Below are 15,583 nucleotides of genomic sequence, written 5' to 3'. Positions count from 1 at the left end.
TTTTTCATAGGAGTGATAAAATGGAATGGATTACCTTAAAGAATGGCGTCCGCATCGTGGTCGAACCAATGGCAGACGTCCGCAGTACATCGACCGGTGTATTCATCAAAGCCGGGACACGGACCGAAGAAGACAATGAGATCGGGATCAGCCACTTGATCGAACATATGTTGTTCAAGGGCACAACAACAAAAACGGCGAAAGAAATCGCTTCATTTTTTGATGAGCTTGGCGGCAGTGTGAACGCCTTCACTTCAAAAGACCATACATGCTACTACGTCAAGACGCTCGATGAACATGCTGTCATCGCCTTCGACGCACTGGCCGACATGTTGTTCCATTCAGTCTTTGATGAGACTGAGCTTGAAAAAGAGAAACGGGTCGTGTTAGAAGAGATTAAAATGTACGAAGACACGCCGGAAGACCTCGTGCATGAGTTGCTCGCCTATGCCGTCTACCGTGACGATATATTAGCGAAGCCGATTCTCGGGACGGAAGCGAGCGTGCTCAGCTTCTCTCGCGATCAATTGCTGCGTTATGTCGAATCAATGTATACAGGCAACCGTGTCGTCGTCTCAATCGCCGGTCACGTGACCGACGAGCTGGTCGAAGCGGTCACGTCGAGGTTTGCGGAACTCCCATCAGGGGAATCACCGAAAGAATCGACGATTCCGGTTCTATGCAGCGATGTGTTGAAAAAGCATAAAGAGACGGAGCAGGCGCACCTTTGTTGGAATTTCGAGGCGATTTCGGCAACGAACGACCGGCTCCCGCACCTGGCGCTGGCAAACAACGCGATCGGTGCGACGATGTCGTCACGGCTGTTTCAATCGATTCGTGAAGAGCAAGGGTTAGCTTACTCGATCTATTCGTACTATACGACGTTCGTTGACCATGGCACGTTCACGATTTATATCGGGACGTCACCGGAAACGCTCACTCAAGTCGAGACGATCATGGAGCGTGAACTTGAAGCGCTCAAGGCGCAGGGGTTAACCGATGAAGAAGTCGCTAAAGGCAAACGCCAGTTGAAAGGTTCGCTCGTCCTCGGCAACGAAAGCACGAGCGCCCGAATGAACCGGAACGGGCGTAACCTCGTCTTACTTGACGAAGTCGAGGATTTGGACGAAGTGCTCAATAAAATCGACCGCATCGAAACCGATGAAGTCAACGCCTTGATTCGGGAGCTGCTCGGGCACGTCCCGGCAAAATCATATGTTCTTCCATCCGAAGACTGACTTGAAACCAGATTGTAAGTTCTCTACACTGATTAAGAGGTATTCTTTACATTGGACAGGATACAGGTGAAAGAAGGGAAAGACTTGAACTTAACGGATTTAGTAACCAAGATACAATTGATTAATCAACCAACTATAGAGGGCATCAACGTGACCCATGTCACGACCGATTCACGGGAAGTCGTACCCGGAACGCTGTTTGTCGCGATTAAAGGCTACACCGTCGACGGTCACGACTATGCTGACTTAGCGGTGAGTAAAGGGGCGGTCGCGGTCGTCAGTGAGCGTCCGCTCGACATCAGCGTCCCAAACCTGCTCGTGCGCGATAGTTCGCGTACGGTCGGCTTATTAGCGTCGGCATTTTATAACTATCCGTCTGAACAGATGCGTCTGTTCGGCATCACGGGGACGAACGGAAAAACGACGACGACGACGATTTTACGTGACGTTTTATCAAAGCTTGGACATAGCACCGGATTGATCGGTACGGTCGAGGTCCGGATTAACGATACGGTCGTCCCGAGCAAGAACACGACGCCGCAAAGTTCTGAGCTTCAGCAGCTGCTCGCTCGCATGCGCGGTGAAGGGGTGACCGATGTGATGATGGAAGTGTCATCACACGGACTTGAACTAGGTCGTGTCATCGGAACGGACTTCGACATCGTCGGTTTCACGAACTTGACGCACGACCATCTCGATTTTCACGGGACGTTTGAAAACTATGCGCGGGCCAAAGGTTTGCTGTTCGCCCAACTCGGACAGATGGCGTCGCGCGACAAAGTTGCCGTCTTGAATGCGGACGATCCGTATAGCAAGCTTTACGAGACGATGACGGGTGCTCGTGTCATCACATACGCCATCGACGAAATGGCGGATGTGACAGCGTCAGACATCGTTCAGACACTGTCAGACACGAGTTTCCGTCTCAACTATCAAGGAGTCAGTCTGCCGGTGACGGTCCAGTTCATCGGACGTTTCAACGTATACAACCTGTTGCTCGCAACGGGTTGCCTGCTCGCGGCTGGGTACAGTTTACCTGAGATCATCCAAGCGCTCGAATCGATTCATCCGGCCAAAGGACGGATGCAACGACTCGACGTGCCTGGGTATAACGTCTATGCGGACTATGCCCATACACCGGACGGGATTGAGCAATGCTTGAAGTCGCTTGTCGGTGTCCCTAAAGAGAACATCGTCTTCTTGATTGGGACGGGCGGGAATCGCGATGTGACGAAACGCCCGACGATGGGCGAGATGGCCTCAAAATATGCCGGCACCGTCATCATCACGACGGATGATCCACGTTTTGAGGCGTATGATTCGATCACGAGCGGTATTGCCGCCGGGATGACCCATGACAACTTTGTTGAAATCGGCGACCGCGAAGAAGCGGTGTCTTACGCCGCACGTCTAGCCAAAGCGGATAATATCGTCGTGTTGGCCGGTAAAGGACATGAGAAGTACCAAATCATCGGTAATGAGAAAATCCCGCTCGATGAGGAAGCGATCGTCCGGGCGACAATTTTAAATACGGAGGAATCTTGATTTATGGCAGTACAACCGATTACCTTGACAGAGACAGAGCATGACGATTTCGTCAAAGCACACGACCGCGGCGACTTGCTCCAACTTTCGAGTTGGGCAGACGTCAAAAAACAAAACGGTTGGTCCGCTGAGCGGATTGCCGTCGCTACAAATAGTGAGACGACAGGAGTGGCGCTTCTTTTATTCAAACAAGTGCCAAAGCTACCGTTCACGCTTTGTTACGCACCGCGCGGTTTCGTCGTCGATTACGATGACGTGGCATCATTGCGTGCCTTGACCGAGGAAGCGAAACGCGTCGCCAAACTGAAAAAGGCGATCGTCATCAAAATCGATCCGAACATCGACCGGGACGAAGTACCGGGCTTACTTACGGAAATGTCTAGCCTCGGTTTTACACATAAAGGGTACGGCGGCGGCTTTGACTATGCCCAACCCCGTTTCACGATGGAGACGGACCTCCGTCCGAGCGAGAAAGATATTTTCGCCAAGTTCCATCACAAGTTTCGCTATAACGTCCGTCTTGCCGAGCGTAAAGGGATTGTCTGTACCGAAGTCGGTCGGGATGGCTTAAAAACGTTCGCCGAACTGATGAAAGTCACGGGTGAGCGTGACGGCTTCGCCATTCGCGGGCTCGATTACTTCGAGAACTTATACGATTGCCTGCAGCCGAATGACGCTCGTTTGTTTTTGACGAAACTTGAACCGAAACTCGCGCTCGATCAGCAAGTGGCGATGCTCGAGAAGGCAAAACGGGATCTTGACAAGATCGAACGGTCTTTGGAAAAAGAAACAGTCGAGAAAAAACGGATCAGTTTGTCTAATCGTCAGAAACAGACGCGCGATCAACTCGTGAAAGCTGAAGCGGCCTTGCCGGAACTCGAACAGCTTCATGCCAGCTATCCGGACGGTCTCGTGTTATCAGGCGGCTTGTTGACGCTCGCCGGCCGCCGCTCGTATTACTTATACGGTGCTTCCTCGAACGAGTTTCGGGAGTTTATGCCGAACCACCTGATGCAATGGACGATGATGCAATTTGCCAAGGCAAGCGGTGCCGAGCGCTATGATTTCGGTGGTGTATCGGGCAGCACGGAGCCGGACGATGAATATGCGGGCCTGTATGCGTTTAAATCGGGCTGGGGCAGCGATCAAATCGAGAAAGTCGGCGAGTTCGACCTCGTCTTGAACCGGCCGCTCTACTTTGCCCTCGAGACAGGATTACCGCTCGTCAAAGGACTCCGTAAACGGTTAAGAAGATGAAATGGTCAGGCGTCTTGACGTTTGCGATGACGGCGTTTTTGATTGGGATCTTCTTGGCGTATACGTTTTCACGGCCCGGGCCAATGCCTTGGGTCGATGAACCGACGTTTGAAGCCGGGATGTGCGAACGGAGCCCGCGCTCGGAACAAACGATTGTCGACCGTAGCGACAAGGCGTTTGCCAACTTGCATCCTCATGTGCGAGATCGTGGCGAATCGTTCGTAAGACTGGCGTATTCATGTCTCGGACTTGAAGTCCGCTTGACGTCAGGCTATCGTTCGGCCGATGAACAGAATGCGCTCTACGCGCAAGGACGCTCGAAACCAGGGCAAGTCGTGACGAACGCCAAGGCGGGACAAAGTTATCATAACTATGGACTCGCGGTCGATTTTGTCATCATCCACGATAACCGGGCCGACTACGATTTGAACGCAGATCACAATAAGTCGGGGGAACCCGACTGGCAAGAACTCGGTGAACTCGGAAAAGCACTCGGCTTCGAATGGGGTGGGGATTGGAGAAGTTTTCCGGACTATCCTCACTTGCAGATGGACTTCGGCTTATCGGTTCGACAGCTCGCAGCTGGCAAGCGGCCGGACACTAAAGCGACGATGCCGCTCGCGGATGTGATGAAACCTCTAGTCGATTGAACGGAAATGGTGGCATATAAGCGTTTTTTCCGATACAATATTCAGTAGCGATAAGTGGACGAAACAGAATATGAATCATCTAGGAGGTTTTTGTTAGTGTCAAAGAAGAAGACAGAGAACGTTAGCGTCTTTGCGCTTGGTGGCGTAGGCGAAATCGGGAAGAACATGTACGTCGTGGAACTAGACGATGACATCTTCGTCATCGATGCCGGCCTTATGTTTCCAGGCGATGAGATGCTCGGGATTGATATCGTCATCCCGGACATTACGTATTTAAAAGAAAACAAAGATCGGGTACGCGCTATTTTCATCACCCATGGTCACGAAGACCATATCGGTGGGCTCAGCTACGTACTCCGTGACTTGAAGCATGTCCCGGTCTACGGGACGAAATTGACGCTCGGTTTAATCGAGCTCAAGTTAAAAGAGGCGGGCTTACTGAAAGAAGTCGACCTTAGATTGATTGACGCTAAAACGAAATTGACTATCGCTGATCATTTCATCACTTTCTTCCGCGTCAACCATTCAATCCCTGACTGTGTCGGTGTCTGCATTCAAACGTCACAAGGCGCGATCGTTCATACCGGCGACTTTAAATTCGACTACACGCCGGTCGATGGGAAGCAGTCTGACTTTAACAAGTTAGCAGCCATCGGTCAGCGCGGTGTGCTCTGTTTATTGTCAGATTCAACAAACGCGGAACGACCAGGCCAAACAGGGTCTGAATCGTTAGTCGGTGCTGAATTAAACGATGTGATCTATCAAGCCGAGGGGCGTGTGATCGTCGCGTCGTTCGCTTCGAACGTCCATCGTTTGCAACAAGTATTTGCTGCAGCCGAGGCGAACGACCGTAAAGTCGCAGTCGTCGGACGCAGCATGGTCAACATCGTCGAAGTCGCACAACGTCTGAACTACCTTCGTTTCAAGCCGAAGACGCTCGTCGAGCTCTCGCAAGTGAACCGTTTGCCGGACGAGAAAGTCGTCATCTTGACGACCGGTTCACAAGGTGAGCCGATGGCGGCTTTGACGCGCATGGCGCGTAACGCCCACAAACAAGTGAATATTCGCTTGAATGATACCGTGGTGATCGCGGCGACGCCAATTCCGGGTAACGAAAAATCGGTCTCGAAAACGATCGATCTCTTATTCCGTTCTGGTGCGAACGTCATCTATAACCAGCGTAAAGTGCACGTATCCGGTCACGGTTCGGCTGAAGAGCTCAAGCTCATGCTCAACCTCGTCAAGCCGAAATACTTCCTTCCGATTCACGGGGAGTACCGGATGCAGATGGCCCACTCGAAACTCGCCCAACAGGTCGGGATCAATTCGAGCAACATCTTTATCGTCGAGAAAGGTGACGTCGTCGAGTTCACGGGCCGTAAAGCCCGGATGAGCCGTAAAGTTCCGGCCGGCAACGTCTTGATCGATGGAATCGGTGTCGGGGACGTCGGGAATATCGTTCTCCGTGACCGTCGCCTCTTGTCGCAAGACGGTGTCGTCCTCTGTGTCGTCACGTTGAACCGTAAACAGAAGAAGTTGATTTCAGGCCCTGAACTCATCTCGCGTGGATTTGTCTATATGCGCGAATCAGAAGTGATGATCTCAGAAGCGAACCGGATTGTCACGAAACAGATTGAGAAGAGTCTCGAAGCTGGAAGTGATTGGACCGAATTGAAATCAAATATCCGCGAGCGGCTCAGCGTCTTCTTGTTTGAACAGACGAAACGTCGTCCGATGATCTTGCCGATCATCATGGAAATTTAAAGAATTGAGATCGAGGCAAAAGTCATCTGACTTTTGCCTCTTTTTTTAGGAGGAATAGAAGTTGGCACAAAAAACGAGAAAGACCCCGGTGAAGCGTAAGCCGCGACCGACGACGAGGAATCGTAAGCGGAAACAGTCAATCCCACTTCGTACATATGGTTGGGCCGGCTTTATCTTGTCGATGATCGCGTTCATCTTTTCGCTGTTCGAGTTCGGCTGGGTCGGGACTCAGACAGCGACGTTTGCGACGACGCTGTTTGGGGGCTGGGGTGCACTCACATATTTGATCGTCGCATTCATCTTGCTCGTATTCTTGAACGATTTCCGTCCGATCCAACGAGCCGGCATCTTCCTGCTGTTCGTGTCCTTCCTATTGTTCGGGGACATGGTGTGGGGAACGGAACGGGGAGTGGTGAACGGGGCGCTCTACGGATTGAACCAATACTTGCTATCGGACTTCGGGATTATCTTCCTTGGCATCATCAGTCTCGTCGTCGGTATCTCGCTTCTGTCTCCGGCGATTTGGCGGACGATCGGGAACCGGTTGCTCGAAAGTTTCGTTGCGATTAAACAAGAATGGCGCGACCGAGAACGTACACCCGCCAAACCGAAACCGACTGAGAAGAAGCGTGTCGACGCACGCGCGGCCGAATCAACACCCAAGCCTCAAGAAGTGGAGGCCGAGGCGGACGCCGTCGTCATGCATGATATTCCGATTGTCGGGTTTAGTGAGACCATCGACGCCGAGAAGCGTCAGAAAGTGTCTGACGAGACCGTGAAGAGCGAGGTCGTATCAGATATCCCGACCGAGGACATGATGATGACAGCGGCTCAGGACGTGTCTGCGACATACGAATTGCCAAAGTTTACGATTTTAAGTGAACCGGTCGTGACCGACTTGTCAGGAGAGAACGCACGATTGAAGGCGAACGCAACGAAACTCGTCCAAACGCTCAAGTCGTTCGGCGTCGGGGTGAAAGTGCTCAAAATCCATCTCGGTCCGACTGTCACGAAGTACGAGCTGCAACCGGACATCGGCGTCAAAGTGAGCCGGATCACTTCATTGAGTGATGATCTCGCACTCGCGCTTGCTGCCAAAGACATTCGCATCGAAGCACCGATCCCAGGGAAGGCGGCCATCGGCATCGAAGTCCCGAACCAAGAAGTCGCGCCGGTCTGTCTGCGTGAAGTGTTAGAAGCGGAGCCTGTCAAACGCGATGAGGCACCGCTCCTCGTCGCGCTCGGTCGCAGTATTAGCGGTGAGACGGTCACGATCGCGTTGAACAAGATGCCTCATCTACTCGTCGCAGGGTCGACCGGCTCCGGGAAGTCGGTCTGTATCAATGGGATGATCGTGTCTATTTTGATGCGGACGCGGCCAGATCAAGTCCGCCTCATGATGATCGACCCGAAGATGGTCGAGTTGAACGTCTACAACGGCGTCCCACATTTATTGACGCCGGTCGTGACAGATCCGAAAAAAGCGGCTCAAGCGCTCAAGCAAGTCGTTGCCGAGATGGAGCGCCGCTACGAGCTGTTTAGCCGCTACGGTGTCCGTAACATCGAGGGCTACAACGACCTCGTCGACAAGTCAGAGGATGAAGACGCTAAACGGCTCCCGTTCATCGTCGTCATCGTGGATGAGTTGGCCGACTTGATGATGGTCGCCTCAAACGATGTCGAGGACGCGATTATGCGGCTCGCCCAGATGGCGCGAGCGGCCGGTATCCATATGGTGCTCGCCACGCAACGTCCATCCGTCGACGTCATCACGGGTGTCATTAAAGCGAACATCCCGTCACGGATCGCGTTCGCGGTCTCGTCAGCGACCGATTCAAGAACGATCCTTGACGGTGGGGGAGCTGAGAAGCTGCTTGGTCGAGGCGATATGCTCATGCTCGCGAACGGAATGAACAAGCCGTTACGCGTCCAAGGGGCGTTCGTCTCCGATCAGGAAGTCGAGACGGTCGTCAACCATGTCATCGCCCAGCAGCGGGCCCAGTACGTCGAGGCGATGATGCCAAAAGAAGAAGAAGTGACGACGATCGACTCGGACGACTCGTTGTTCGAAGAAGTCGTCCAATTCATCTTGACGCAAGAAACGGCGTCGACTTCGATGATTCAACGAAGATTCCGAATCGGTTATAACCGGGCGGCCCGCTTGATTGATTCGCTCGAACAAGCAGGGTACGTCGGTCCTTCGGAAGGATCGAAGCCACGGAAAGTACTCGTTAACCAACAAGATGCATAATACAAAAAAACGAACTATAAGGACAAAGGCGTTCTAAATAGTTCGTTTTTTGTCTATTTTTAAAAGTATCGTCAATTCAGTTACCTCGCGTCGGATAAACATGTACAGTAGAAGTTATATAGCACATCTGGACTATATGACCTATTGAGACATACTACTTAAAACGTTGAAACGCTTTCATTTTTTAATACCGTTTTCATTTTACGATTTCTTTTCAAACACTCGTAGAACAGGTAATATAGACTAAGTGGTATACATAATCCCTTGGCTTTAAAACATTTCCTTTATTCCGAACAAAAAAGTATTGCGTTCTTTTTGTGGAATCCCTATACTTAGAATTGGCAAGGACATTCATACGTCAGATGTCTGAGCACTGGTAAGAAATAGGTAAAGGTGGTGAGGCCCATGTCGATCAAGCTCGATCATCGCTTGCTCTATCTTCGCGTGATTGAGAAAATCAAGCAGGATATCGACGATGGTGTCTATCGTGAAGGAGAGAAACTTCCTTCAGAATTCGAGTTGTCGAAGCAACTAGGAGTCAGTCGAGCGACGCTCCGAGAAGCGCTTCGCATTCTCGAAGACGAGAAATTTGTCGTGCGGAAACATGGTGTCGGGACATTCATCAGTTCAAAACCCCCATTCACTTCTGGGATCGAGGAACTGTTCAGTGTCACGGACATGATCATGCGCGCCAAGATGACACCAGGAACAAAAGTATTGGTGGCCGAAAAAGTGTTAGCGACAGAGAGAGAAGCCGAGCGTCTGAAAATTGAACCGAACTCACCGATTTATCGGATTGTCCGGATTCGTTATGCAGATGAAACACCGGTCGTTTACTGTGTGGATAAAATTCCAGCCCATCTCGTCTCTAATCCTGAAGCGTTGACAGAAGGAAAGTCGTTATTTGATGCGCTTGAAAAAGAGGTAGGACGTCGGGTCGCATATGCGATCACGCACATCGAACCGAGTGTGAGTTCAGAGATCTCGACCCAACTTCAAACGGACCAACCGTTACTCGCTTTAAAACAACTGCATTACGATGAGAGCGATTTACCGTTGCTCGATTCGGCAAACTTTTTCCGAGCGGACCGCTTCGACTTCCACGTCGTTCGTAAACGCGTCTAAGCAAGTTCTTGTAAGGCGGAAACGGTTATTTTTGGGTAATGGCGTGAAAGCGCTTTCTTATACCGGTGTAAAGACGACTGATGACATGACAACCTTAATTGTTATGATCCGAAAGGGGAAACACGACGATGATGAACAAGAAAAAAACGATTCTTTCAGCTTTAGCAGCAGGTCTCACGCTCTCAACAGTACTCGCAGCATGCGGTGGGGATGACAACGAGGGTACTTCTTCAAACGGCGAAGGCGGAGAAGGCAGCGACTTCAAAGTCGCGATGGTAACCGATACTGGCGGCGTTGACGACAAATCGTTCAACCAATCAGCTTGGGAAGGTCTTAAAAAGTTCGGGGAAGACAACAACTTGACTGAAAACGAAGGCTACAAATATCTTCAATCTTCGAAACAAGCGGACTATCAGCCAAACTTGCAGCAATTGGCGCGCGATAACTTCAACTTGATCTACGGTATTGGTTTCTTGATGGGTGAAGATATCCAGAAAGTTGCCGAGCAGTTCCCAGACAACAACTTCGCGCTCGTCGACATGGTCGTTGACGCACCGAACGTCGCGTCGATCACGTTTAAAGAACAAGAAGGTTCGTTCCTCGTCGGTGTCGTCGCAGGTCTCACAACGACAACGGACAAAGTCGGCTTCATCGGCGGCGTCGAGTCAGACTTGATCAAAAAGTTCGAGAACGGATATAAAGCGGGCGTCATGGCCGTCAACCCAGACGCGACAATTGACGTCAAGTACGCTGAAGACTTTAACTCGGCTGAAAAAGGAACGGCGATCTCTTCAGGTATGTATGGAGCAGGCTCTGACATCATCTATCACGCAGCAGGCGGAACGGGTGTCGGTGTCTTCACAGAAGCGAAAAACCGTAAAAAGAACGGCGAAGACGTATGGGTCATCGGTGTTGACCGTGACCAGTACGAAGAAGGACTTCCTGAAGATGTAACCCTTACTTCAATGGTCAAACGTGTTGATACGGCGACTTACGAAGTATCGAAACAGACGATGGATGGAAACTTCCCAGGTGGCGAGATCATCGAATTCGGTTTGAAAGATGACGGCGTCGGTATCGCTGAAACATCTGACAAGCACGTATCTGCTGAGATTCTTGACAAAGTAGAAGAGTACCGTCAGCAGTTGATCGACGGAGAACTTACGGCGCCAGCGACTGACGCTGAGTTCGAAGAGTTCATGAAAACAGTAAAATAATTCATTGAGTTAGGGGGGACCCATGCGGTCTCCCTTTACTTAAAGTTAGGGGTGGACTTTCTTGGAATATGTAATTGAAATGCTCAATATTCGCAAAGAGTTCGGAACGTTCGTAGCCAACGACAACATCACCCTCCAACTTCGCAAAGGCGAGATTCATGCGCTGCTCGGTGAGAACGGTGCCGGGAAATCAACGCTTATGAACGTCTTGTTCGGTCTCTACCAACCAGAAGGTGGAGAGATTCGAGTGCGCGGGGAGAAAGTGAATATTGAAAATCCGAACATCGCCAACGAACTTGGAATCGGCATGGTACACCAACACTTCATGCTCGTCGAGAAGTTCACGGTGACCGAGAACATCATTCTCGGGTCTGAACCGAGAAGTGGATTGACGGTCGACCGGGCGACGGCTCGTAAAAAAGTAATGGACATTTCGGAACAATACGGTCTTCGCATCGATCCTGATGCCAAAATCGAGGATATTTCGGTCGGGATGCAACAACGTGTCGAAATTTTAAAAACGCTTTACCGCGGGGCTGAAATCTTGATTTTTGATGAGCCGACCGCTGTTTTGACGCCGCAAGAAATCCAAGAACTCATTCAAATCATGAAGCGTCTCATTGAAGAAGGCAAATCGATCATCTTGATCACGCATAAATTAAAAGAAATCATGCAAGTCGCCGACCGTTGTACGGTCATTCGTCGCGGACGCTATATCGGTACCGTCGAAGTCGACGAGACCGTGAATGAAGATAGCTTAGCCGAGATGATGGTCGGGCGTGAGGTAAACTTTGATGCGGAATATTCCAAGGCAGATCCACAGCAAGTCGTGCTCGACGTTCAACAGCTCGTCGTCAAAGACAGCCGCGGACTGAAAGTCGTCGAAGGCTTGGATTTACAAATTCGTTCTGGAGAGATTCTCGGTATCGCCGGGATCGACGGGAACGGTCAGACCGAATTAATTGAAGCGCTTTCAGGTCTGAAAAAGCCTGAAGCAGGTAAAATCTTATTGAACGGGAAAGACGTGACCGGATTCACGCCGCGTAAAGTGACAGAGTCCGGTGTCGGGCACATCCCGCAAGACCGTCACAAGCACGGACTCGTCCTCGACTACTCGATCCGTGACAATATGGTGCTCCAAACGTACTATAAAGAGCCGTTCTCAAAGCGTGGCTTGATGAACTATAAAGCCGTCGCTGAGAAAGCGAAAGCGTTGATTGAGAAGTTTGACGTCCGAACTCCATCGATTGACGTGCCGGCCCGCGCTCTATCTGGCGGTAACCAACAAAAAGCGATCATCGCCCGGGAAGTTGACCGGTCACCAGACTTGTTGATCGCGGCGCAACCGACGCGAGGACTTGATGTCGGTGCCATCGAATTCATTCACGAGCAACTCATTAAAGAACGGGAGAAAGGACGCGCCGTCCTGCTCATCTCGTTCGAGCTTGAAGAGATTCTTCATGTCTCCGACCGGATCGCCGTCTTATACGAAGGAAAGATCGTCGGAATTCGTGATCCGAAAGAAACGACCGAGCAAGAACTTGGCTTCTTGATGGCCGGCGGTAAGAGAGGGGAAGAAACAGTATGAACAAGCTACAATTTAATCGACTTCTCATCCCGCTTTTGTCGATCTTGATGGGACTACTTGTCGGTGCGATCGTCATGCTCATCGGTGGGTACAACCCGGTCCAAGGATTCTCATCACTTTTCAGCGGCATGGTCGGCAGCCCGTATGCGATCGGTGAGACGCTCCGTGCGGCAGCACCGCTCATTTTCTCAGGTTTGGCCGTCGCGTTCGCGTTCCGGACCGGACTGTTCAACATCGGGGTCGAAGGTCAAGTCTTGATCGGGTGGGTGGCGGCGGTTTATGTCGGGATCAATTTTGACTTGCCGATGTTCATTCACTTGCCGCTCGCGCTTCTCGCGGCCATGTTCGCGGCAGCGCTATGGGCGTTCGTTCCTGGTTTCTTGAAAGCCAAGTTCCACGTCCATGAAGTTATCACGTCAATCATGATGAACTATATCGCCCTCTACACGACGAACGCGATTTTGCGTAGCGTCATCGGTGTGACGAACGAACGGACCGAAGATATTAAAGACTCGGCCTCGCTCGCCTCACCGTTGCTACAAGAATTGACGACGTTCTCGCGTCTGCACTGGGGTATTCTCATCGCCGTGCTCGCAGCGATCGTCTATTACTACATCTTACAACGGACGACGCTCGGATATGAGCTTCGTGCCGTCGGATTTAACAAACACGCCTCGCAGTATGCGGGGATGAGCGTTAACCGGAACATCATTCTCTCGTTCGTCATCTCTGGAATGTTCGCCGGACTTGCCGGCGCGATGGAAGGTCTCGGGACGTTCAACGGAATGACGCTTAGCGCGTCGTTCACCGGCGTCGGATTCGACGGGATCGCTGTCGCCCTGCTCGGTGCGAACACGGCGGTCGGTGTCTTCCTGGCAGCAATTTTGTTCGCTGGTCTCAACATCGGCGGACTTGCGATGCAACTCGGGGCCAACATCCCGTCTGAACTCGTCAAAGTCATCATTGCCGCCATCGTCATCTTCGTGGCGTCAGGATACGCCTTGAACTATGTGATTGAAAAACTTAAAGGAAACCGTAAGAAAGGAGTGGAGAAAAAATGAGCTTCTTAGAAGTACTCTACATCGTCGTTCCGGTTGCGTTAGCCTATGCGACTCCACTCATCATCGCGGCGCTCGGCGGCATTTTCAGTGAACGTTCGGGTGTCGTCAACATCGCTCTAGAAGGCATCATGGTCATCGGTGCGGCGACGGGAATCATCGTCACGCTCACATTGACCGATATGGGATTTGGCGGGCTCAGCCCGTGGCTCTCACTGTTGATCGCCATGGTCGTCGGCGCGCTGTTCTCGCTATTCTTGGCCGTTCCTGCCATCCTCTGGCGGGCTGACCAAACCGTTCTCGGTGTCGCGATCAACATGCTCGCTGTCGGGCTCGCCATCTTCGTCGTTCGGGTTCTTTACAACAAAGGCCAGACCGATTTCATCGAGTATCGGATCGCCAAAGAGAACGTGCCGATTCTGTCAGACATCCCGGTGCTCCGCATGTTCTTTATCAACGTCCAATACACGTCGTTCATCGCGATCATCCTCGCGTTCGTCGTCTGGTTCGTCATCTTCAAGACGCCGTTCGGTCTTCGCCTTCGTTCAGTCGGTGAACATCCGATGGCGGCGGACACGATGGGAATCAACGTCACGAAGATGCGCTTCATGGGCGTCATGCTCTCAGGTGCGTTCGGTGGTTTGGCTGGTGCGGTCTATGCCGTCACGGTTACGACCAACTTCAGTGGGACGACGATCGTCGGACAAGGCTTCCTCGCCATTGCCGCGATGATCTTCGGGAAATGGAACCCGCTCGGTGCCCTAGGCGCTGGTTTATTCTTCGGGTTCGCCCAAGCGCTGTCGATCATCGGCAGTAACTTGCCGGTCATCAATAACGTACCGCAAGTATTGCTCTTGATCGCGCCGTACGCGTTGACGATCCTCGCCCTAGCAGGTGTCGTCGGACGAGCGGACGCTCCGAAATCAGTTGGTATCCCGTATATTAAAGGGAAGCGCTGACGAGGGAAAGGACATATGTCTCGTTTTGCCAAGGTTGTTTGACGCTTAAGTCAAACAACCTTTTTTGTTATACTGGTGTAGAGGTGAGACAATTGAAACAATGGTGGCAACTACTGCTCGTTCTCGTGCTGAGCGTTTCGTTAGCAGGTTGCTCGGTCGATGACTGGTTCGCCGAGCAAGTCGAGCCGCCGGAATCGCTCGTCGAACTCGAGGCGGATTACCCGGCAGCGGACGTCGGGACAAAAGTCCGAGCGCCGATCGGCAAGACGGAGACGGTCACGTTAGACCGCGTCATCGATGGTGATACGCTTAAAGTCGAGTTTGAGAGCGGTGCGACCGAGTCGATTCGACTCCTGCTCGTCGACACGCCTGAGACGAGTCATCCGACGTTGCCGGTCCAACCGTTCGGTGAGGACGCGAAGGCGTTCGTCGCGCGTTGGTTACCGGAAGGTGAGACGATCGTCCTCGAGTACGACGTCGGGCGGTACGACCGCTATCAGCGGACGCTCGCTTACGTATGGTATGATGATGCGATGCTCAATGAAGAGCTGCTGCGTCGCGGTCTCGCACGTGTCGCGTACGTTTACGCCCCGAACACCCAGCACGTCGATGCGTTCCGCGATGTCGAACGCGCGGCCCGGCGCGAGCTGCTCGGGATTTGGAGCATCGAGGACTACGTGACCGGCAACGGTTTCGACCATGAAGCGGCGCGACCGGCGAAACCTCGATCGGAGCCGAGCGAAGCGTGTGACATTAAAGGGAACATTAATCGGGAAGGCGAGAAAATTTATCACGTGCCGGGCGGTGCGAGCTATGAACGCACGAACCCGGAGGAAATGTTCTGTACGGAAGGAGAGGCCGAGGCGGCAGGGTTTAGAAGAGCGGCCCGTTAAAAAAAGACATGTGTGTCAACTTGACACACATGTCTCTC

12 protein-coding genes are annotated in these 15,583 nt (G+C 51.9%); all 12 read left to right on the top strand.

Annotated elements, in window-relative coordinates:
* Positions 1-20 precede the first annotated feature (20 nt).
* Complete coding sequence (locus KNP77_RS01610) at positions 21-1,238, top strand: M16 family metallopeptidase (RefSeq protein WP_214887975.1); 1,218 nt, start codon at positions 21-23, stop codon at positions 1,236-1,238.
* Between the two features lie 66 nt (positions 1,239-1,304).
* Positions 1,305-2,783, top strand: a complete 1,479-nt coding sequence (locus KNP77_RS01605) for a UDP-N-acetylmuramoyl-L-alanyl-D-glutamate--2,6-diaminopimelate ligase (RefSeq protein WP_131440226.1) — start codon at positions 1,305-1,307, stop codon at positions 2,781-2,783.
* A gap of 3 nt (positions 2,784-2,786) precedes the next feature.
* Positions 2,787-4,040: a lipid II:glycine glycyltransferase FemX gene (locus KNP77_RS01600; protein WP_131465255.1), complete on the top strand. Its 1,254-nt coding sequence runs from the start codon at positions 2,787-2,789 to the stop codon at positions 4,038-4,040.
* On the top strand, positions 4,037-4,690 hold the full coding sequence (locus tag KNP77_RS01595; RefSeq protein ID WP_071399630.1) for a M15 family metallopeptidase: 654 nt from the start codon (positions 4,037-4,039) through the stop codon (positions 4,688-4,690). Before KNP77_RS01600 ends, KNP77_RS01595 begins: the two co-directional genes overlap by 4 nt.
* A 96-nt stretch (positions 4,691-4,786) precedes the next feature.
* Positions 4,787-6,454 carry a ribonuclease J gene (locus tag KNP77_RS01590; protein WP_214887972.1) on the top strand — a complete coding sequence of 556 codons (1,668 nt, stop codon included), beginning with the start codon at positions 4,787-4,789 and terminating at the stop codon, positions 6,452-6,454.
* A 61-nt stretch (positions 6,455-6,515) separates the two neighbouring features.
* On the top strand, positions 6,516-8,705 hold the full coding sequence (locus KNP77_RS01585) for an FtsK/SpoIIIE family DNA translocase (RefSeq protein ID WP_251138863.1): 2,190 nt from the start codon (positions 6,516-6,518) through the stop codon (positions 8,703-8,705).
* A gap of 405 nt (positions 8,706-9,110) precedes the next feature.
* The gene (locus tag KNP77_RS01580) at positions 9,111-9,830 is read left to right on the top strand and encodes a GntR family transcriptional regulator (protein ID WP_016510124.1); all 720 of its coding nucleotides are present in this window, start codon (positions 9,111-9,113) and stop codon (positions 9,828-9,830) included.
* A gap of 131 nt (positions 9,831-9,961) precedes the next feature.
* A complete protein-coding gene (locus KNP77_RS01575; protein WP_214888150.1) occupies positions 9,962-11,047 on the top strand; it encodes a BMP family lipoprotein in 1,086 nt (361 codons plus the stop codon).
* A gap of 61 nt (positions 11,048-11,108) precedes the next feature.
* Positions 11,109-12,635 carry an ABC transporter ATP-binding protein gene (locus KNP77_RS01570; protein WP_131456156.1) on the top strand — a complete coding sequence of 509 codons (1,527 nt, stop codon included), beginning with the start codon at positions 11,109-11,111 and terminating at the stop codon, positions 12,633-12,635.
* Positions 12,632-13,696: an ABC transporter permease gene (locus tag KNP77_RS01565; protein ID WP_214887969.1), complete on the top strand. Its 1,065-nt coding sequence runs from the start codon at positions 12,632-12,634 to the stop codon at positions 13,694-13,696. The genes KNP77_RS01570 and KNP77_RS01565 overlap by 4 nt, the downstream gene beginning before the upstream one ends.
* Positions 13,693-14,652: an ABC transporter permease gene (locus KNP77_RS01560; RefSeq protein WP_071399634.1), complete on the top strand. Its 960-nt coding sequence runs from the start codon at positions 13,693-13,695 to the stop codon at positions 14,650-14,652. The genes KNP77_RS01565 and KNP77_RS01560 overlap by 4 nt, the downstream gene beginning before the upstream one ends.
* Before the next feature lie 83 nt (positions 14,653-14,735).
* On the top strand, positions 14,736-15,545 hold the full coding sequence (locus tag KNP77_RS01555; protein WP_214887966.1) for a thermonuclease family protein: 810 nt from the start codon (positions 14,736-14,738) through the stop codon (positions 15,543-15,545).
* Positions 15,546-15,583: the final 38 nt, after the last annotated feature.

The organism is Exiguobacterium sp. s142, assembly GCF_018618455.1.
In the GTDB taxonomy this organism is placed as follows: Bacteria; Bacillota; Bacilli; order Exiguobacteriales; family Exiguobacteriaceae; genus Exiguobacterium; species Exiguobacterium aurantiacum_A.
This window is presented reverse-complemented; position numbering and strand designations above follow the sequence as displayed.